The organism is Methanobacterium sp. (assembly GCF_038562635.1).
Lineage (GTDB): Archaea > Methanobacteriota > Methanobacteria > Methanobacteriales > Methanobacteriaceae > Methanobacterium_D.
In genome coordinates, this window is sequence record NZ_JBCFBO010000001.1 from 1711028 (window position 1) to 1730870 (window position 19843).

The following is a 19843-nucleotide window of genomic DNA, read 5'->3' on the forward strand; positions in this document are numbered from 1 at the left end:
TAACTAAAAAAATTTAAAATGAATTTAATCAATCTCAATAAGGAAAGGTGAAGATAACTTATGTTTTGATGATTCCACTCTATTTTTAATCCTTAAAACTTCATCTTCCTCAATTTTAAGACACTCCGCAATGTTAGGAATGTTTAAATTTTCATCTGTCATGAGATACAGTATCTTATCTAAAAGATCATATGTAATCCCAAGCTCTTCTTCATCAGTCTGCCCTGTCCACAAACCTGCAGTAGGCGCTTTTTCAATTATATTTTTGGGAACACCAATATATTCAGCTATTTCTTTTACGTGGGTCTTGTAAAGATCACCTATTGGCAAAATATCCACTCCACCATCTCCGTATTTTGTAAAATATCCCACAAATAGCTCTGTTTTATTTCCAGTTCCCATAACTAACCTGTTCATCGAATTTGAATGGTAGTAAAGAAGCATCATTCTTATTCGTGCTTTTAAATTTCCATTTGCAAGTGCACTGCCGCTGCACTCAGGGCACAATTCTGGGAAAGGTTCAATTAAAGGATCTATATGTAAATTTTTGTATTTTATTCCTAAATTTTCTGCAACTGTCTTTGCGTCTTCTATATCCTCTTTAGATGTAGTTTCACTCGGAAGTATTAGTCCAAGTATATTATCACGTTCTACTACCCTCGCACAAAGGTAAGCTACTGTTGAAGAATCGATTCCCCCACTAAGCCCTATAACTAAACCATTGGCTTTTGATTCTTCTAATTTACTTTTTATGAAGCAGCATATTTTTTCTACAGCATTTTGCGCATCTAATTTGGGAAATTTAAATTCTCCTTCCATCTTAATCACAGTTTATATTTTAAAGATTCACTTATCAGTATGTTTATAATTCTTTAAATAAGACTGTTTTTATAGGATATAATTTTAAAAGTATCCTTTTTTACAGTATACAAGTTGATATGCCGATATAGTAAAATTATAATCCAGAAATTAGATAAGTTTAAACTCACTTAATAAAAAAAATATTTTAAGAGCCCTTTAAAAAAATTAACTTATGTAGGGAAAAATGAAGTTACTACAAGGCTTATGCTTAGCCCCATTACAATTACAACTGTAGCCCATGCTATATAATTAAATAACCTTGAATTTACATGTTCTCCCATTATATGTTTATCATTAATGATTAACAGCATTAATATAAGTAAAAAGGGCAGTAAAATACCGTTTGCAACCTGTGAAAGGTACAATATAGAGAGCAGCGGCACATTTGGAAGCATGATAACTATGACTGCCAGTATTATAAGCCCAAGATATAACCCATGGAATACTGGGGCTTCTCTAAAACTTTTAGAAACGCCTGCTTCAAATCCTAAGCTTTCACATACGTAATATGCTGTAGATAACGGCAGGATACTTGCTGCAAATAGAGATGCGTTTAAAAATCCAAACGCGAACAGTAAACTTGCATATTGTCCTGCAAGAGGAACAAGTGCAGTTGAAACATCTACAACATCGTTAACCTGAATTCCATTGGCATTTATGGTAGCTGCACATGCTATCACTATGAAAAATGCCACGATATTTACGACTATTGCCCCCAATACTGCATCTAACTTGGAATATTTTAGATTCTTTAATGTTATTCCCTTCTCTACAACAGAAGATTGAATATAAAACATCATCCATGGAGCTATAGTTGTTCCAACCAGTCCTATGACCATGGTAATATAAGCAGTGTTTAAAGATATCTGAGGCACTATCAAATTATGCGCAGCTAGAGCCCAATCTGGTTGTGAAAGGTATCCTGCCACGATATAAGATAAATAAACCAGTGATGCAAGTAAAAAGACTTTTTCAACGCTTTTATAAGTACCTTTGACCACCAGAAGCCAGACGAATATTGCAGCTACAGGCAATGCTATAAATTTAGGGACTCCGAATATTCCACTGCTTACAGCTATACCTGAAAATTCAGCCAATATATTACCCATATTAGCAGCAAGTAGGGCTATCATCATTACAAATGTAAGTTTTAACCCTACCTTTTCACGTATCAAGTCTGCAAGCCCTTTTCCAGATACAACCCCCATTCGCACGCCCATTTCCTGAATAATTGCCAAAGCTATGATCATTGGGATAAAAAGCCACACTAAATCGTACCCAAACTGAGAACCTGCTAGAGAATAAGTTGTAATACCTCCAGCATCGTTGTCAACATTGGCAGTTATTATTCCTGGACCCATTACTGAAAGAAACACAATTAAGCTCAAAATAATGGGGTGTTTGAATACTCTTGTAAAAATTCGAACATCCATTAATAATCCTCCATTATCTTCCAAACATTCTTGGAACGTGTTTTTTCCATGCAGTAGGTAGCACAATATCTATGGCATCATCTACGGTAACAACACCTTGAATTTTATTTTCATCTTTAACTACAGGAAGGGCAAGTAAATTATATTTTGCAATTTTCTTTGCCACGTCATGCTCTTCTTCCATTACATCAACTGATATTATGTCCCTATGCATGACTTCTACAATTTTTTGCTCAGGATCAGCCAGCAGTAACTCTCTTAAGGATATAACACCCACTAACGAATTAAAATTAGATAAAATATAGATATAATAAATACTTTCTACTTCTTTAGCCATTTTCCTGAGTGCGTTAAGAGTTTCACGTGCTGTAAGCCCTTCTTTAACTGATGCAAATTCAGTGGTCATTATTCCACCAGCAGTATCTTCAGGATACTTCAAAAGTGATTCCACATCTTTTGCTTCTTCAGGATCCATTAATTCAAGTAATTCCTGTGCCCGGTCATCTGAAAGTTCACCTATTAAATCAGCAGCATCGTCAGGTGACATCTCTTCCAGTAAATCAGCAGCCCGCTTGGTTTCCATTTCCTCAAAAAGACTAACCTGCCTTTCAGGAGAGATTTCTTCTAAAGCATCAGCCGCAACCTCTTCATCAAGAGAATTTAAAACATTAATTGAATCATTAATGCTCAATTGATCCACAATTTCTGCTATATCTGCAGGGTGTAGTTTTTTTAAACTATATTCCGGTACTTTTAATTTTAAACGTGATATGTCGCTTTCCAGTACATCCACATCCATCCAGGATATGTAATCCTCATGAAGGTTTATTTTAAGGCTACTTGCAATCTTCTCAAGTCCAAGACGCCTTAATATACCTTTAAAGCTTATATCTACTCCTATAAGTCGGTAATAGCCGCGAGTAGTTGATAATTGGAGATCATTTATCCTTCTTATTTTTTTACCTTCCAAATCAACAACCTGTTTGTCAAGGACTTCCTCTACAAGTTTAATATCCTTTTTTTTAAGCTTATACTCTTCAATATCATCAAATTTAACTTTAAGCTTAATTTCTTTGTTTATATGATCTACATCTTCCCATGAAACAAGTATATCTTTTTTAGAGGACGTACGTATGCTTAATGCCTCAACCAATGGGTAAAGTATATTTACTGATACTATAAAGTCTTTAAACTTTCCAATTTTGTTGCCGTCGAGGTCAACTACTGTTTTTTTCATGATTTCACTTAGAAAACGCATCGTACCATCCTCCAATTAATACTGCCATCACTCCGTCCCTGGGATTATGGGAACCATATCTTCCTTAACACGCTCCATTACAATCATTTCAGTTAAATCTTCAACACCATCAACTGAACGGATCTTGCTGTTTATTAATTTATTGAGCTCTCCAATACCTGGAACCCAAACTTTAATGAGAATATCATACTCTCCAGATACACTGTATACTTCTGATACCTCCTCAAGCTTTGATAGCTCTTCTTTAACAAATTCATGCTTTTCAGATTCTGTTTGAATTATGATTATAGCAGTTATGCTAAGGCCAATTTTTTGCCAGTCGGGTATCATTGTATAACGCTTTATTACATCTGCTTCCAGCTTTTTAAGCCGGTTGGAGATGGTTGCATCAGGAACATCAATTTCCTTTGACATTTGAGATATTGTAATTCTCGAATTCTTAATTAAGGAACGGAGTATAGCCGTGTCTATATCATCCATTGTTTATCCAACACCTGTTTGGTTATTGCAGATTACTGTATACCAATGATCACTTATAAAGGTTTGGGAAAATTACCAACATTTTTGTAAAAGTTGAGGATTTTTCCAAAAGCATGCGAAATCTTTGGAAATATCAAAAAATATAATAAATTACACTAAATTTTTATTAATCATAAATGAAAAATGTTCATTTTTTCAAGTAATTATTAAAAAAAATAGCTTTAAACTCAGAAGAATTTACAAAATTAAATAAAAAGAAAGTAAAAAGAATTCAAAAACCCATAATTTCAGGTTTTCAAATGAAATTTAGTTAGAAGCAGGGTTAGCTTCTGGTTCGCCGTAGAGAATTTCTGCGATGTGGGTAAGCTTATCCATACCTTTAACTTCTTCTGTCTGAAGAGGTATTTGAGCTATAACCTGATTTCCAAACTTCTGTTGGATAGTTTTAAGACGTTGTTCTTGTATTTTACGTCTTGCAGCACAGAACTCACAGTCAGCTTCTTCTGGCTGGATCTGGTTTACAATAACACCATCAGCAGTTATGTTGTACTTGGAAAGTGCTTCCATAGCCCTTTCCGATTCATAAATTGACATTTCTTCAGGTATAACAACAGTCTTGAAAGAAGTCCTTTCAGGATCTGCCATAACGCCTCTTGCTTCGCGTATTCTCTTTTTGGTTTCTTCCATGTCCTCTAAAGCACGGTCTTCTTCTTCTTCATCACCCATAAACGGCATGATGTTTTTAAATGCTTTGGCCATACTTCCGACCTGACGCCTGATTTTAATCATCTTTCCAACCCATGAATCCATCATTTCAGGGAAAGAGAGTAATCTTAAAGTGTGTCCTGTTGGTGCGGTATCAAAGACAACGATATCATATTCATCAGTAGTCATGTACTGCATAAATTTATCAAATGCAGCTGTTTCATCAATACCCGGAGCCATTGAAGCCATATCCATCTGATCTTGAAGCATTCCCATATCCATACCAGGATTCATTGCTTTCTGTTGTTCCATCTGTGCTTGATATTCTTGCATAGCAATTTCAGGATCGATTTCCACTGCTTCTAGATTTTCAGCTATTGGTGTTGGGTTGTGTCCTATATTTTTCTCATAAGAGTCAGAAAGGGAGTGTGCAGGGTCTGTAGAAATTACAAGAGTTTTTTTACCCTGTCTTGCAAACCATAATGCTGTTGCAGCAGATACAGTTGTTTTACCGACTCCTCCTTTTCCACCTATAAATACAAATGTTGTTTTTCCTTTGTTGAATTTAAAAAGGTCTTTAAATGCCATTTTAATCCTCCATAACTATATTGATAAATCAGTAAAAAAACTAGATTTTATTATAGTTACATTATGTTCTTTTTATATTTAACCTCTCCCAAAATAATTTTTTTATAACCTCAAAACTTGCGATTTTGAAAAGCTAATTAAGTGAGCAGCACTTTAGAGAGGGCCATATTTCTTTTAATTTATAAGGCAAATAATAAATATTTTGCTTATCATACATAAGAAAATACCAAAATTGATATATTACTTAATTAATTTAAAAGGGAGATAATATGGCAGGGCAGGAAAAACCATTAACAATTCAATTTCTCATACCTGATTTTGAAGTTGGAGTAATTAATGAACCACTAAGTGGTGAAGCAGAAGAGTATGAAGGTGCAATGGAAGATATGAACAGATATCTCATTGGACAACCCCAAAAACTGGATTTTGATAAAGTCCAGAAAGAGTTCAACAACAGATTATTTGAAGTTTTAAGCCTTTTATCAGAATCAAAACCAGCACCAAACGATTTTCAAGTAGATAAAATAACTTTTTCAGTTGGTGTTAATTTAGACGGGAAAGTATCCATTTTAGGGTCAAGCGGAATATCTGTGGGATCTGAATCTGGAATTCAAGTTACTTTAGCACGTAAATGAATTATTTAAGGTGGTAACATGCCTGTTTTAAAAAGAGATAGGAAGAAACTCCATAAACCTAAAAGGGTCCCGGAAGAACCTGTTCGCTACAGACGAATGAGTATTAAAAAGACCAAAAAGTAAACAACACATAAAAATAATTGGGAAATTTTAATTTCACCTTAAGATTACATAGGAATCACGAAATGTTTTTATAGAAAAAATATTAGATAGAACATCAAACTGTTTACAATATTTATTTTTGAGAGTTTAGCTAAATTAGATAAATTCAAATATAAAATTTATATTTTACGCTGCAGGGGTTCCCGAGCGGTCAAAGGGGATAGGTTCAGGGCCTATTGGTGTAGGCCTTCGTGGGTTCGAATCCCACCCCCTGCACTCCAACCTTTAAAAATCTATGATTCTTTAATGCCTACAAAACCTAAGGTTTTGTGGCTGTAAAAAACAAAGTTTTTTACATGCCCCAAAAATTGAAGATTTTTCGACGACTTCGCTCAAAATATAAAACATGCAAAAATCGTCAATTTTTGACGTATAGAAAAATGCGTAACATTTTTCTCTAACTTCGATTTTTGGGATATTCAAACACAAAGCGTTTGATGCCTGCAAAATTTTTAATTTTACGGCCGAGGAAACAGAGTTTCCTCCGGCATCGGAAATCTATGATTTCCGAAAGGTTAGAAAATGTTTACAAAATCATAGATTTTGTAACAGCGGAAATCGAAGATTTTCGCATGTTTCACATTTTCTAAAATCTAATTTTAATTGCACATTCAAATTCAACAAATCCTAATCTGAAATCTTTTTTATTAAATTTTAACTAAGATTTCAAAACTGTTGAAGCTTAATACCAAACTTTTAAAACAAAAAAACAAGGCTGCGGGCCTAAATAATTAAGTTTCACATCATCTAAAGGCGTTCCCCTTGGGACACCAATGACGTAACTATCAAAACTATCCCTTGAATCTCCATTTAAAACATGGAACCATAAGACGGCATTTGTATCGTTGCCCATAACTGCTGCTATTTTATCATTTACAAGTACTGGCACATTATTGAACTTTTCGTTACAATTCCCTTCAGTATCTGCCCTATCAATGCCCCATCTTGCAGAATCAGCCACATATGCAGGATCGGTGACTACATAAAAATCTGTTGAGTTTAAATCTCCTTCAGTAACATTAAAATGATGACATGTCCATCCCGGATTTCCTGTTTTAGAATTATGGCCTGTTTGTGGGCAAACTTCCCCTTCAATTTCTTGCTCAGCTAGCCCCCGTTGATCTTTAGGTCTCCCAATTTTAATTACAGCAGATACATACATAAAATCACATAAAACTGTCCTATTTGCAACTGCAACCTCTGAGGCGCTCTCTGGAACTGTGTCATTCATCACTATTATTGGACTTAATGAATGATCTATAGGGTAAATCACCATGCTGGAATTAACACCATATGGAAGGATACTACCGTACATAAGCGGGAAATAATTGTCTTTTAGTTTTAAAATTTTTATAAATGAAAGAGTATTAGGAACCGTGTGGCCTGCCTCTCTTTTTGCAAGTCCAGGTACAGTATCACTTTTGATTCCATAATCTTCCCATTTATCAGGAGATCCAGAAGATTTTATGAGCATGTCCGCTGCATCTGTGGTTATCCCATCAAGTGAAAGTCTTGATGAATAATCCTGCGCTTTATAACTTACCATGTCCATAGCGTCTGCAGAAATACCCAATATAACGGTGATTACAATTAGAGCAAGTAACACATCAAGTGAAAATATCTGTGCTTTATTATCCTTTTTAAAGTCTCTTTTTTTCATTTAATCACCTAATACATTGGCAAACCATATTTCTGTCTATGCCCATTATCTAAAAATAATTTAAAGTAATTAGAATCATCCGAATAATATATAATCCCCTTTCCAGAATAAACATAATCATCGAATATTACATGTTCACTTGAGCATGGAGCAAACATCAATCGTGAATTAGAAAAATTAGAAGGCACGATAAATGTTTCAAATCCATAATGAGAGCATGTAGTTTTGCCTTCTAATCTACATAAAAAACAGGACCCATCACTGCTTTCATGAAAATATCCATTATCTATACAGTTTTTAAGTACAACAAAATAAGGAGAATTTCCATGACCTATATATGGGTCATACGGGCACTTCTTAATAAAAAGAGGAGATGTAGCATTTTCATAAACATTGGCATTTTTTAAATGTTTAGCTTTCAAAAGGCTTGCAAGACTTGAGCCATAACTAATTTTTGTACTTGTATTGGTTATTTTTCCATAGTTTTTACACTTTATAAATGGCAGTGGGTCTTGAACAGGATAATTTAAGTCTATAATTGAAATATTTTGACTTATATGCTCATCATGAGCTATATTGCCTTTTTGAACATAAATAGTTGAATTAACTTCAATTTTAAAAGGATCTGATGTGGGGTTTACAGACCATACTTTACATGTGGCGTTTATATTTTCGCTGCTCCCGTATCTTTCAGATAACTGATTCATTTCTTCCTGTAAACTATTTTTAATAGTGTTCCTGCTGTCTGTTAATGGAATTCCCGTCTTAACGACATTATCTGTAGTTTTTTGTAAAATTTTCTCTGTTAGAATCGGCATGTTACCTTCAATGTCTTTTGCTGTGTAAAATGTTACATCAGACTGTACCCCTAAACTTTGAGTTTCACTGCCAGTGTGAACCATATCTACAAAAACAGCTATTAAAAGGAAAACAGGAATTATAAGAAGAATGGTCAGCCCGCTCATTACATATCCTTTTTGATCCATTTACGTCACTTTAATCAATTATCCATTGTAAATGATGGCATAAATTATTGAAAAATAATAAGCCAATACCAATAATATCAATTAATACTTGTTTTTATTACGATATATAAAGTTATATAAAGTACTTAATTTTGATATTACCATCTTTTAATCTCAAATGAACCCATATCACAAAATTTAGCCAGTTATGATATTATTAAATTTAAAATTAATATTATTTTAGAAAATAAAAACCAAAGAATTTTATTGTAGTTAGCCCTTATAATTGCTAACAAATATATATAAATAGATCAAAGAGACATCTAAACTTACAGTTTTAATTATAATAATTAATTATTATAATTAATTTAATCAGAGTTTAATATCAACTCACTTTGAAAACGTTCAACCGGAGGAATCAAATGAAAGATATAGTAAGAGGATGGCGCCACATACCACAGAGGTACAGCCTAATTGGATCAAAATGTTCACAATGCGGAACAGTTTTTTTCCCAAAAAGAGTCATATGCCCAGAATGCAGAAGAAAAGGTGAACTAGAAGACCTAAAACTCAAAGGAGAAGGAAAAATCCATACTTATTCTGTCATACATACTCCTACAGATGAATTTAAGACCATTGCTCCATACGTAGTGGCCATAATTGAGCTTGAAGAAGGGGCCAAATTAACAAGCCAAATTGTTGACTGCAACCCCGAAGATGTAGAAATAGGCGATGAAGTTGAAATGGTCTTTAGAAAGATTAAAGAAGAAGGCGATGATGGAGTGATATCATATGGATACAAATTCAAACTCAAAAACTGCTAAAATAGGTATTTTACTTGTAGGACATGGAAGCAGGCTGCCCTATGGAAAAGATGTAGTTAGCCAGATTGCTGAAATGTACAAAGAGAATTCCGATTATCTTGTTGAAGTAGGATTTATGAACATATCCAAACCTTCAATACCTTCTGCAATAAACAAGCTTTCAAAAGAAGGTGTAAAAAAGATAATAGTAACACCAGTCTTTTTAGCACATGGGGTTCATACTAAACAGGACATTCCACATATCCTAGGTTTAGATGATGGACATGAACATTCACATGGCCATGACCACGGCCACAGCCACGAAGAAGAGGAAGAACAAGAAGAAATTGAATTTGAAGGTGAAATTATATACACCGAACCTCTTGGCGCTGATGCAAGACTTGTTGACATTATCAAAGAAAGGGTAGCAAGTGCCCTCTAATTCTTTTCTTTTTTAAATATTAATTATAATTAAACAAGGTTAAAAAATGCCCCGTAAAATTTCAGATATTGGGGAAAAAGGACTTATAAAACGGATTTTAAGTAAAGCCGAAAAATCTGACTTTAATTCTACTTTTCTAGATAACTTTTCCTTTAAAAGCTTAAGTGATGATGCAGCACTTATCAATTTAGGAGATCAGTATTTAGTTGCAACATCCGACATGCTTTTTAAATCTACTCATTTTCCAGATGATATGAGCTACAATCAGATTGGTAAAAAATCAGTGACTGTAAATGTGAGCGATTTAGCCGCGATGGGTGCTAAACCCATAGGAATCATTGTTTCTATGGGGCTGCCGCGAGACATGTTAATTGATGAATTTGAAGAGCTAATTGAAGGCATTCTGGATATGTGTTCAAAATATGATATGAAGCTCATTGGAGGAGATACAAATGAATCTCAGGAGCTTACTCTTTGCGGAACATGTTTAGGACTTGTTCAAAAAGAAAACGTTTTAATGAAAGATGGAGCAAACCCCGGAGATATAATTGCTATCACCGGCCCTGTTGGACTTGCAGCTGCAGGATTTGAGGTTCTGTTTAATAAAAACAAATTTCAAGATTTGAATCCAAATTACAAAGATCACCTGTTGAAACATGCATTAAATCCAAAAGCAAGGGTAAATGAAGGAATTTTACTTGCAAAAAGTGGCATTATAACTTCTGCAACAGATATAACCGACGGCCTGGTAAGTGAAATTGATGAGCTCATAAATGCAAATAACTGCAGAATCGGCATGACATTAAATGAAGAAATGCTCCCAATCCCTGAAGAAATCCGGGAAGTAGCAGACAAAACAGGCAAAGATCCCCTAGAATTTGCTCTTTACTATGGTGAGGATTTTGAACTTCTTTTAACTGTTAAAAAAGAGGGGTTTAAACAAATTGAAGAAAGAATCCACCTCTATGAAATAGGAAATGTAACATCTTCTGGAAAAATAGAAATTCTGCATAAAGATGGGACAAAAAACATAATTAAACCGCGTGGCTACGAACATTTATCCCCTAAAAAAAGTTAATTGAACCACTTGATGCTATTTAAGATTCTAATTAACCCAACATATTATCGTTTAATACTCATCTAATTATTTTTATATCAAATCAAATATAATTATATCACAATATGGATATCCAACTTCTTGATTAAATTATAAATAAAAAGGTTTAGTGGGGAGTAATCATGAAAAAAGAAGTCCTTATTTATGATAAATTAGATGGTGCCATGAACTGCAAAATATGCGCCCGAAAATGCGTTATTGCTGAAGGAGATACGGGTTTCTGCAGTATGAGAGCAAACATGGACGGAAAACTCTATGCCTTAAATTACGCTGCAGCATCATCTGTAGCCGTAGACCCCATCGAAAAAAAGCCTCTTTTCCATTTTTACCCCGGTTCAACTGTTTTTTCCATTGGATCAGTGGGCTGCAACTTTAGATGTAAACACTGCCAGAACTGGAATATTTCACAGGTTGATATAGAAGAAATTCCAACACGGGAGCTACCTCCTGAAGAAGCAATAAGACTTACCAAACAGTACGGATGTAAATCCATTGCATGGACTTATAATGAACCAACCATGTGGTTTGAATATACTTATGATTCAGCTAAACTTGCAAAAAAAGAAGGAATATCTACAATTTATGTAACAAATGGATATATGAGTGAAGAATCCTTTGAAATGATAGGCCCTTACCTTGATGCTACAAATATTGATTTAAAAGGAATGTCTGACAAGTTTTACAGAGATTTATGCCAGGCCAGGCTTCAACCTGTTTTAGATAATATAAAGAGATTTTATGAAAATAAAATCCATATCGAGATAACAAACTTAATTATACCTGGATACAACGATTCTGAAGAAGATATTAAAGCTTTAGTGAACTTCATGGTAGATGAAACAGGATTAGAAGTTCCCCTACATTTTACAAGATTTTTCCCATACTATGAATTAGGCCAATTACCACCAACACCAGTAGAATCACTCCAAAGAGCTTATAAAATTGCAAAAGAAGCTGGAATGGAATATGTATACATTGGAAATGTTTCTACAGGTGGTGAAGAAAGTACATTTTGTCCAGAATGCGGAAAAATGGTTATACAGCGAAATGGGTTTGAAGTTGTAGGTAAAGAAGTGGAAGAAAAAGGAATATGTCCTGCCTGTAAAGCAAAACTAAATATTATAACTTAATCTAGCTGTAAACTTAAAATAATTACATTTACACATTCAATAACTAAATTATTATAATTTTAGAATAAGTTAAAAGTACATTTGAGTTAATTAAATCATTTAAAAAAAAAACCTCGAAAATTCGTAGCCGGCAAACACAAGTGTTTGTCGCGTCAAAAACTTTCAGTTTTTGACAGCTTACGAAAACATTGTTTTTGCAGCACTCAAACACTGTCAAAATCTCTCAAAAATTCTACGAATTTTTGGAGCCCTCAAACGCTAAGCGTTTGGGGCAGAGAAACGTAGTTTCTCATGTGCAAAAAACTCCGTTTTTTGCTAACTTTGATTTTGACGCCCCGAAATCAGAGATTTCGAGGGCTTCTTGTTTGGTGCATCGAAATTATAAATTTCGAATGCCCAAAAAATCATAGATTTTTCGGCGGCTTTCAAAAATCAAAGATTTTTGATGTTTGCGGAATTGAATTCCGCAACCGTAAAAATTCGAAGAATTTTGAGGGAATTTTCGAGCAAAAAATTCTATTTTTATTTCATCCTAGGCCTTATTCCAACAAAAACCATTAATGCAGCCAGTAACATTCCAGCAACTGGAATTCCTGTTTTTTGCATCGGAATAGTTTTTGATGGCGTATTTGTACCAGTATCTGTGCTGGTATCTGATGAACCATTTGCACCTACATCTAATGTGGTATCTGCATTGTCATTGTCACTGTTTGGATCAAAGAATTCACTGAGATCTTCTGGAGGGTCAGTTATGTACGCTTTAGCTGTCAATACTATATTTGAGACCATAGCTTGTGCTACTATATGTAATGTCTGAGTAGTGTTAACAGCCATAGGACCTACAGACCACAATCCAGTTGTTGAGTTGTATGTAGCGTTATATGTACCATCAGCTGAGATAAATTTGAGCCCATTAGGTAATGTAACGTATACTTTAACGTTTGGTGCAGCATTAGGTCCATAGTTGCTTGCTGTCAAAGTGAAAGTCACATACTCTAAATATTTTGGATGTGGTTTGTTAACTGCCATGGTTATACCAAGGTCAGAAGCTGGACCTGTGGTTACAGTTGTATTACCCTGGTTGTTGGTTGAATTCTGATCATAGTTTGTTCCGGTTACAATTGCGACATTGGTTAATGCAGTGTTTGCAACAATACCCTGTGCTACTATTTTTAAAGCAGCAGTTGCACCGTTAGCTAAATTACCAACAGTCCATACGCCACTTGTAGCGTTATATGTGCCGTTGCCACTAGCAGACAAGAATTTAAGTCCAGTTGGTAACTTATCAGTTACAGTAACACCTGCAGCAGCATCCGGTCCGTTGTTTCGTGCTGTTAATGTGAAAGTTACTTGTCCTAAATAGTTAATTTTGCTGGCACTTGCTGTTTTAGTGATGCTAAGATCAGAAGCCGGACCTACAACTACAGTTGTATTACCCTGGTTGTTGGTATTGTTCTGATCATAGTTGGTTTCATTTATAACAGCTATGTTGGTAACCTTGCCGTTAGAAATAGTAACCTGTGCTATGATACTTAATGTAGCATTTGCTCCATTTGTTAAATTCCCAATAGTCCATACACCAGTTGCAGCATCATAATTACCACTACCACTAGCTGAAACAAATTTAAGTCCAGTTGGTAACTTATCAGTTACAGTAACACCAGTAGCGTTATCCGGTCCGCTGTTATGTGCAGTTAATGTGAAAGTCACATTTTGTAGATATTTTGGGTTTGCATTGCTTACTGTTTTAGCTATACTTAAATCAGAAGCAGGATTCACAGTTACGGTTACATTAGCCTGGTTGTTAGTGGTGTTTAAATCATTTTCGTTTGCAGCAGTGTTCGGATTTATAACAGCTGTGTTTGTTAATTTAGTGTTTGATGTAATAGCCTGTGCCATTATGTTTATAGCAGCAGTTGCGCCGTTTGCTAAATTACCAACAGTCCATACACCAGTTGCAGCGTTATATGTACCGTTGCCACTAGCAGACAAGAATTTAAGTCCTTTAGGTAACTTATCAGTTACAGTAACACCGGTTGCATCATTAGGTCCGCTGTTATGTGCTGTTAATGTAAAGGTCACATTCTGCAGGTAGTTAACTGTAGTTTTGTCAGGTGTTTTGGTTATACTTAGGTCAGTGACTGGATCCAGGATGGTAGTTACATTAGCATTGTTGTTTGTGTCATTTGTATCAAGTTCATATCCAAATATAAATGCGGCAGTAGTTACTGTAGTTCTTGAACCTGTAGCCTGTGCTTCTAATTTTAGAGTAGCAGTTGCACCGCTTGCTAAGTTCCCAATGGTCCATGTTCCTGTTGTTGAGTTATATACACCGTCGGCAGATACGAATTTAAGTCCTGCAGGCAGTGTGGTCATTACAGTTACTCCTGTTGCATTGTTTGGTCCATTGTTACGTGCAGTTATAGTAAATACGACCTTATCCAGACAGTTACAACGTGGAGCTGATGATGTTATAGTTACAGCTGGGTCAGTAGCGGGCCCTACATCAACAGTTACACTCGCATTGTCGTTACTAGAATTTGGATCATAGAATTCTGTAGTGCTAGTAGGGTCTGGATCAGTTATATTAGCAGTGTCAGTTACTGTAGCATTAGAAATCATAGCTTGTGCTACTATATGCAATATAGCTGATGCACCGTTAGCTAAAGGACCAACTGCCCATAATCCAGAGGTAGAGTTAAATTTACCGTTAGAGTCATCTGACACATAATTAAATCCGTTAGGTAATGTATTGTACACTTTAACGTTTGCTGCATCGTTAGGTCCATAATTACTTGCTGTTAAAGTGAAAGTAACATAATCTAAATATTTTGGATTTGCATTGTTCACGGTTATTTTAATACCCAGGTCAGAAGCAGGCCCCACATTTATAGTTACATTAGCCTGATTGTTACTGGAATTTGTATCGGTCTGATTTCCACCTATAACTGCAGTGTTTGTTAGTTGAGTGTTTGCAGCGATAGCCTGTGCCACTATATGTAATATAGCAGTTGTGCCGTTTGCTAAATTCCCAACAGTCCATACACCAGTTGCAGCATCGTAGTTACCATCTGCTGAGACAAATTTGAGTCCAGTAGGCAATTTATCGGTTACTGCAACGTTTGTTGCAGTGGCAGGCCCATTGTTATGTGCTGTTAATGTAAATGTAACATTTTGCTGGTATTGTGGTGTTGCATCATCTACTGTTTTGGTTAGGCTTAAGTCAGCTTTTGCATCAGCTACAAACTGTGCTGCAGCGTCAGCGTGACCAATTGTCAGTTTTACACCGCCTAAAAGCAGTCCAAGAAGCTCCACATTTATAGCATCTCCAGATACGCTAGCAGATGTTCCATCTGCAGCTATATTTATTACAGGATTACCTATAGATATGTTCAGTACTCCAGGAAGTTCAACAGAAAGTTTTGCTGTTAATTCACTTAGAATACTCTTACCATTAAGCAGTATATCCGCTACTGACCATTTGAAATTAGCGCTAGCTCCACCAGGTTGTCCATTTGCAGTTGCTGTTGCAGTTACCTGTAACGCTTTAATCTGCAATACCCCTCCTAAAAGGGTTATATCTGCTACCCCATTTCCGGATGTACTTGTTACTGCAGTAACATTTGCATTTGGTGTTACACTAGTACTTGAATTTATTAAACCTAAATTCAGAACTGGAAGCAAGTTAAGCAGATTCAGATCAACTGATGCTACACCACTTCCTCCATTTGCTGCTGGAGGATGAGTACTTGAATTAGCAGTCGCATTTAAAAGACCTACTTTAAGTCCTAAAACTTGCAGTAGAGTTGGTAAATTTGATGGAAGGATACCTTTAATTACCGTACCTTGATCATCTGTTGAATTCACATCTAAAAGACCAGATAACAAACTGCCGTTAAGAAGTTTGATCTCCAAAGGTGTGTCCACACTACTTGCATAAGGCGAAATTGTACTGTTCACCCAAGAACTTGATTTTCCGGCGTAAAGATCCAATAAAACTTGTGGAAGTACGCCTACATTTAATACATAACTTGAAGCATTACCACTGTATGCGGGTAATTTATATAGCGTAAAATTTGCAGTACTATATAGAGTATTTGGATCATTTGCGTTAGGACTTACATTCACTTTTTGAGTGTAAGAAATATAACCTAACTTACTTGCAGTAACTTTGAATGCTTTATCAGAACTGGTAAAGTTCAAAGAATATGTACCATTTGTTCCTGTTGTTGTTTCAGCTAAAAGAGTACCACCTGTAGTTTCAGCCCTAATTGAAACTCCAGATAATCCAGAATTGGATGGGCTTTCTATAACTTTACCTGAAATTACAGGATCTATGATACTACTTGCGTTTAATGAAGCAGCACTAGAATTAACATCAGTTGTTGCGTTGGTTGTATTTGCTGCAGAAACTGTACTACAAAGTATTAATGCAAGGAATAACACTGTAAACAAAAATACTCCATGTTTTTTACTATATTTCACCTAATTTCACCTCCTCTCATAATTCATTTATTCTATTTCGTATGTTCACCCATTAATTAATAGACTATAATATCACCTCTAAATGGTTTGTAGGTAATTATAGCGCCATTAACCGCCATTATAGGTGAAATTAATTCAGTAATTGTTGATTCTAATAAAATATTCATGGAAATTAACTCCTGGCTTTTAAAACTTGGTATAGTCCAAATATAAGATAGTCCAAATTAATATAATTTCTTATTATGTTCTTACCGGCCATTTTGTTCTTTCCACTATAAAAAGGTTTCTACATGTTTGAATAATTCAATATATACCAAACATTATGGTCTATTCAATTCAATTGAAACTAATAGAACTTTCTAAAAATAAAAAACAATTTTTATTATATAATTTAAAAATATGAAGTTTAATATTACTTTGTAATAAAAACATATAATATGGTAAATATTTTATTAAAATCTAAATTATATAAAGCCCATTAAATAGCATAAATAGATTATTACACTCATTAAAATTATAGATATATAATTTAAAAGTATTATTTATATTAAATTATAGAATAACCCATATTCACAATTTATTATATAATAAATGCTAATAATTCGTTTTAATACAAATAAAAGATATTATAATATATTATTAATCAATAAGTTAACAAAATTGTTCTAATCAATAAAAACAATTAGTATATGTCCCTAAATAATATATACCAGAGTTACACTATTCAATTATATGGCAAAAACATCTGATTATGTACAATTATATATGACTCCAGAGGGGCCCAAAATAATTGAGTCTGCCACTAAAACTAAAATATTATCACTCCTTGAAGAAAAAGATCTTTATTTTGATGAAATCCTTACCAAAACAGGCAAATCCAAACCTACTCTCTCAAATCACCTAAAAGTACTGGAAGATAGGGGCCTAATTGGATCAAAAAGCGATCCTTACGATAAACGAAAAAAATTATTTTATATTAAAGCAAGGCAGTATGTTGAATTATCTACAGATATAAAGCTAAATATTGATTTAAAAAATTATTTTAAGAATTGTTTTACTCAACTTGACAATTCAGTTGATTTTTATGCATTATCCCTGCGAAGTATTAGATTTTTTTTAAGTAATAACGGCATTGACATAGATCCATTACTAGTTAATATAGGAAATTTTATGGGCGAAGCAATGTATGAACAAGTTCAATCCCCTAAGACTGAAAAATTAGTTGATAATATGGCTATTTTTCTCGATAAATTCGAAGCAGGACATATCCAATTAATAAATAAAAATCCCTTAACTATTCGCATTGATGATAATTTCGAATGCAAAGACATGGTTAACACAGGAATCCCAAACTGTGCAATTGCTAAAGGGTCTTTCGAGTCCATTTTCTCCATTCATTTCCAATCTGAAGTTTCAGTTGAGGAAATTAAATGTGTTGCTAAAGGAGATAAATACTGCTCCTTTGTTATAAAAAAGTTAGATAAAAAAATAAACTTACCTGTAAAAGGATCAATAGAATTTATCTAAACAAATTATAGATGCCTAATTTTAATTTATGCGTCAATCATGTTAACACGCTGCATCGTTAGGTCCATAACTATGCGCTGTTAAATCATAGGGTTAAGATTGGATTTAATCCCGTCTTAATTCCTTTAATTTAAATTATTATATTTATACTTCTCAAAATTTAACAGTGCTGAAAAACCCGTATACATCTTACAATTTGGTGAAAAGCTAAACTGTCTTAAAAAAGTCAATACCTACGATAAACTGATAAAAAATCAATATCAACAAAAAATATCTTTAAAATCATTTTAAATACATATTAGACATTTTTGAACACAATATCACACTAATATAGAAATCGTATATATACAATGCACATTTAAAATCTTAAATAATGCCTTTTTAACACATACATATCTTATACCCTATTAAAACTTCATATTAAGTTTAAAATATTTTAATATGTGCTATTTTTATCAATAGAGCCTTTATATCTAAAATAAACATCTTACAAAAGCTTTATTAATAAGTTAATTTAATAATAAATTAAAAAATAATAGGAGGTTGAAGAAGATCTCATTTAAGATTTTCTGAACTTTCGAAAATCGAAGCCTGCAAATCCCTAAAAAATCTACGATTTTTTGGGCCGGCAAAAATTACGTTTTTGTGGCCGAGGAAATTGCATTTCCTCCGGCATGTAAAAATCTGCGATTTTTACGGTTGCGAATTGAAAATTCGCAAACATAGAAAAATGTTGTCAAAATCATCAAAAATCGAATTTTCGATTTTTGGGAGATAGGAAATGCTACGCATTTCCTATATTTTCAATTTTGACACCACGAAAATCAAAGATTTTTCGCATGCTATGCATTTTTCTCCAGCTCTCGATTTGCGGTGTCAAAACTTTCAGTTTTGACAGCTTGAAAAAATCTTCGATTTTTGAGGATTTTAAGGGCCCTTAAATTTTTTTGATAAAAAAATGGAGGTGATTAAATGGCAATTAAAAGCATCTTTAAACTAGCAATAATAACTATTTTAATAATAACAATCTTAAGCTGTGCCTATGCAGATACTGGGCCAAGCATAGGGGAAAATCAGGCCAAAACAATAGCACAAAATTATTTGAATTCCCATAATTTGCCCTACACTGCAGTAACTCCTAACGGGGACATCTGGTATTACTACGTTAAAAATACCAAAACTGGAGAAAAAGAATGGATATCCATTAACACATTCATTCACGATGACCCAGAGTTTGGTGGACCTGGCATATACAAAAAAGTTTTCGATAATATGTATGGAGTATGGCTTGTACAAGTTAACAGCAGGGATGGGAAAAATGCAGGAACGATCTACATTGATGGAGAAACTGGTAAAGTCCTAAAAGTTACAGTACCAAGAAAGTCCCAGACCAAAAATCTATCCAAAACAGCTGAAAACACTGCACCAAAAAACACGACTAATATAACCAATGCAACTAGTCAGACTTTCCCTGAATTAAATAGTCAATCAGAGCCCTCAAGCGTTAATACAGGAATCATATTTGGCATAATCGCTTTAATTATTGCAATAGGTGCTGGCTATCTAATGTATACCCGAATATGAGGTTAAAA

Annotated in this window: 15 protein-coding genes and 1 tRNA gene; 8 read left to right on the top strand and 8 right to left on the bottom strand. The window is 34.2% G+C overall.

Translation table 11 applies throughout. The annotated features are described in order from the left end of the window. Nucleotides 1–24 precede the first annotated feature (24 nt). From AAGU07_RS08310 to AAGU07_RS08330, 5 genes are all read right to left on the bottom strand, one after another. Complete coding sequence (locus AAGU07_RS08310) at nucleotides 25–819, bottom strand: NAD+ synthase (RefSeq protein ID WP_342458645.1); 795 nt, start codon at nucleotides 817–819, stop codon at nucleotides 25–27. 212 nt (nucleotides 820–1031) lie between these two features. Next, nucleotides 1032–2294 (bottom strand): Nramp family divalent metal transporter, encoded by a 1263-nt coding sequence (locus tag AAGU07_RS08315; protein WP_342458646.1) that lies wholly within the window; start codon nucleotides 2292–2294, stop codon nucleotides 1032–1034. A gap of 13 nt (nucleotides 2295–2307) precedes the next feature. After that, a complete protein-coding gene (locus AAGU07_RS08320) occupies nucleotides 2308–3531 on the bottom strand; it encodes a CBS domain-containing protein (protein WP_342458647.1) in 1224 nt (407 codons plus the stop codon). Nucleotides 3532–3579: 48 nt separating this feature from the next. Then, nucleotides 3580–4032, bottom strand: a complete 453-nt coding sequence (locus AAGU07_RS08325; RefSeq protein ID WP_048081644.1) for an Lrp/AsnC family transcriptional regulator — start codon at nucleotides 4030–4032, stop codon at nucleotides 3580–3582. Between the two features lie 306 nt (nucleotides 4033–4338). Beyond that, nucleotides 4339–5325, bottom strand: a complete 987-nt coding sequence (locus AAGU07_RS08330; RefSeq protein WP_342458648.1) for a TRC40/GET3/ArsA family transport-energizing ATPase — start codon at nucleotides 5323–5325, stop codon at nucleotides 4339–4341. A gap of 269 nt (nucleotides 5326–5594) precedes the next feature. On the opposite strand from AAGU07_RS08330, the gene AAGU07_RS08335 reads away from it, so the two are divergent. Both AAGU07_RS08335 and AAGU07_RS08340 read left to right on the top strand, forming a co-directional pair. Next, a complete protein-coding gene (locus AAGU07_RS08335) occupies nucleotides 5595–5960 on the top strand; it encodes a hypothetical protein (RefSeq protein WP_342458649.1) in 366 nt (121 codons plus the stop codon). Between the two features lie 295 nt (nucleotides 5961–6255). Then, a tRNA-Leu gene (locus tag AAGU07_RS08340) sits at nucleotides 6256–6338 on the top strand. Between the two features lie 466 nt (nucleotides 6339–6804). Here the strand turns inward: AAGU07_RS08340 and AAGU07_RS08345 are convergent. Together AAGU07_RS08345 and AAGU07_RS08350 are read right to left on the bottom strand one after the other, a co-directional pair. Further along, nucleotides 6805–7782 carry a hypothetical protein gene (locus AAGU07_RS08345; RefSeq protein ID WP_342458650.1) on the bottom strand — a complete coding sequence of 326 codons (978 nt, stop codon included), beginning with the start codon at nucleotides 7780–7782 and terminating at the stop codon, nucleotides 6805–6807. Between the two features lie 8 nt (nucleotides 7783–7790). Further along, nucleotides 7791–8768, bottom strand: coding sequence for a hypothetical protein (locus AAGU07_RS08350; RefSeq protein WP_342458651.1), 978 nt, complete (start codon nucleotides 8766–8768; stop codon nucleotides 7791–7793). A 401-nt stretch (nucleotides 8769–9169) separates the two neighbouring features. On the opposite strand from AAGU07_RS08350, the gene AAGU07_RS08355 reads away from it, so the two are divergent. The 4 genes from AAGU07_RS08355 to amrS all read left to right on the top strand — a co-directional run bounded on the left by AAGU07_RS08355 (nucleotide 9170) and on the right by amrS (nucleotide 12239). Next, nucleotides 9170–9571 (top strand): Zn-ribbon domain-containing OB-fold protein, encoded by a 402-nt coding sequence (locus AAGU07_RS08355; protein ID WP_069583812.1) that lies wholly within the window; start codon nucleotides 9170–9172, stop codon nucleotides 9569–9571. Beyond that, on the top strand, nucleotides 9540–9992 hold the full coding sequence (gene cfbA, locus AAGU07_RS08360; RefSeq protein WP_342458652.1) for a sirohydrochlorin nickelochelatase: 453 nt from the start codon (nucleotides 9540–9542) through the stop codon (nucleotides 9990–9992). The genes AAGU07_RS08355 and cfbA overlap by 32 nt, the downstream gene beginning before the upstream one ends. A 46-nt stretch (nucleotides 9993–10038) precedes the next feature. Then, nucleotides 10039–11070 carry a thiamine-phosphate kinase gene (thiL, locus tag AAGU07_RS08365; RefSeq protein WP_342458653.1) on the top strand — a complete coding sequence of 344 codons (1032 nt, stop codon included), beginning with the start codon at nucleotides 10039–10041 and terminating at the stop codon, nucleotides 11068–11070. Between the two features lie 161 nt (nucleotides 11071–11231). Beyond that, nucleotides 11232–12239 (top strand): AmmeMemoRadiSam system radical SAM enzyme, encoded by a 1008-nt coding sequence (amrS, locus tag AAGU07_RS08370; RefSeq protein ID WP_342458654.1) that lies wholly within the window; start codon nucleotides 11232–11234, stop codon nucleotides 12237–12239. A 522-nt stretch (nucleotides 12240–12761) separates the two neighbouring features. On the opposite strand, the gene AAGU07_RS08375 is transcribed toward amrS, so the two are convergent. Continuing rightward, nucleotides 12762–16724 carry a hypothetical protein gene (locus AAGU07_RS08375; RefSeq protein ID WP_342458655.1) on the bottom strand — a complete coding sequence of 1321 codons (3963 nt, stop codon included), beginning with the start codon at nucleotides 16722–16724 and terminating at the stop codon, nucleotides 12762–12764. Between the two features lie 732 nt (nucleotides 16725–17456). Here AAGU07_RS08375 and AAGU07_RS08380 point away from each other — a divergent pair. Both AAGU07_RS08380 and AAGU07_RS08385 read left to right on the top strand, forming a co-directional pair. Then, on the top strand, nucleotides 17457–18251 hold the full coding sequence (locus AAGU07_RS08380; RefSeq protein WP_342458656.1) for a V4R domain-containing protein: 795 nt from the start codon (nucleotides 17457–17459) through the stop codon (nucleotides 18249–18251). 972 nt (nucleotides 18252–19223) lie between these two features. Then, nucleotides 19224–19835, top strand: a complete 612-nt coding sequence (locus AAGU07_RS08385) for a PepSY domain-containing protein (protein ID WP_342458657.1) — start codon at nucleotides 19224–19226, stop codon at nucleotides 19833–19835. Nucleotides 19836–19843 lie beyond the last annotated feature (8 nt).